The organism is Bacteroides sp. HMSC067B03 (genome assembly GCF_001811315.1).
GTDB classification, from domain to species: Bacteria; Bacteroidota; Bacteroidia; order Bacteroidales; family Bacteroidaceae; genus Bacteroides; species Bacteroides faecis.
The window spans coordinates 1-1,754 of record NZ_KV804374.1 but is presented as its reverse complement, the minus strand read 5'-3'; the positions used below and the strand labels follow the sequence as shown (position 1 = coordinate 1,754).

Here is a 1,754-nt window from a genome sequence, read left to right as displayed (position 1 = left end):
ACATGATTCAAAAGATTATTTGCCGTTTCCTTCAGCCTATCTTCATATGATGTAGCATAATCGCCATCATCCCATATATTTTTAGGAGATCTGAATAAGTGCAGACCAAATATAGCGTCACGTCTGTAAGAATTACAATTCTGAAGCGCAGAATAGACCACTTCATATTGTGATTCTGTTAGTACATTGGATAACAAAACTGTTACATCTGCCCCATATAAAATAATCTCTGAAGGAATATAGTGTTTGATCTCCTTTTTTTCTATATTCATCGTATGATTATAACGAACCCTTTCTATTATTTTATTTTCAAGCAGATCTTTCTGTTTTTCCTTCAACAATGTATAGGTCGAAACTAATGACACAAATCTATTTAATACTCCTACCGTATCAGCAGGATTATATCTTTCATAGATCACATAGTCTTTTTCTAAAAAAGATTGCATTCCACGTTTATCATTAGGATATAATGCTATTCCATTATACTCGTCTCCCATAAGACTAAGATTATCTCTGACATCATTCAGGTATATCTCACGAAACTTATCTATAGAACCATAACGGGTTTTGAGCAAATCAGAAAATGAATACAATTCTCTCTTGCCCCAAGTTAATCCATACAAATATCCGCCACACTTTTTCACCCCATAAATACTATAGATAGGAAGTTCTGGATAACCAAATGCTTCATTTTTTATAGAAACAATAAACAGGCTGTCTTCACTAAAAAACAGCTGTGTGTCAATTTTATTAATATCAAAGAATTTCCTTCGATAGACATGGGATTTACCAAATCGATACTGAACAAATAAGGTATCTTTCGCTTTTATACATATATCCAAATATTCCGGGCTATGTATAAAAGCGTCATTGACTATTGCCAAAAAGTCCTTTGGAGAATACCTCACAACAGGTATACGTTTATACAAAGAATCGCAAGAAGACACTTGGCAATAACAAGCCCCATTTAAAGGCAGAAAAATCAAGAAGAGGATCAATATTTTCTTCATGTTTAAGTTCTATTTATGGTCCAATATATAAAATTTTCCTGTTGTTTTAGTTTCCAACTCACTTTGCGTCATATGCCCCATCTCACCAGTCACGGAATCATAATATTCAAAATAACCATTCATACCGTTATTTACACCCGTGATAACAACATCGTGCAATTGCTGATATGTAATACCATCTACAGTATTTTCTTGTCTATTTAATCGTATACAAACAGGCTTGCCTAGAACTACATACTTGTTTATTCTCGACACTTTATCTACTATTGTCACATCAAAATAATCATCCAAAATATTTCCCAGTAACTCATCGCTAATCACATATCTATTAATGCTATTATCTTTATAACTTTTTAGATCGGAAGTAATAGATGATACAGATAAATCTACACCTAACATTATTCCAGCATTGACTATTGCAGCAACAACACACTCTCCATTGTTTAGATGTATTAAGTTGAGATTACCATCATCAAAACTTCCATTATAATAATACCCACCGTAATTTCCATCCCAATCAGGGTGCTCAAAAGGTTCATCATAATACCACCAATAAGGATACTCATGAGTATTAGAAGAGCCACCGCCAGGCTTATGACCATAAATATCTGCATCTGGAGCAACCCAACCCATACCTTCAACCCAACCGCCATACCAAGGACCTTCCCAATTATTAAAATCATATTGAGAGTAATAAGAACTATCACCAGAACCAGGAGAACCATAATAGCCACCATCACTATT

1 protein-coding gene and 1 pseudogene are annotated in these 1,754 nt (G+C 34.0%); both read right to left on the bottom strand.

Going from position 1 to position 1,754, the window contains the following annotated elements:
* A partial coding sequence (locus tag HMPREF2794_RS15775) for a hypothetical protein (RefSeq protein WP_139147267.1) occupies positions 1 to 1,010 on the bottom strand: 1,010 nt, incomplete at its 3' end.
* A 9-nt stretch (positions 1,011 to 1,019) separates the two neighbouring features.
* Positions 1,020 to 1,754: pseudogene (locus HMPREF2794_RS29010) on the bottom strand (hypothetical protein); the annotation flags it as partial.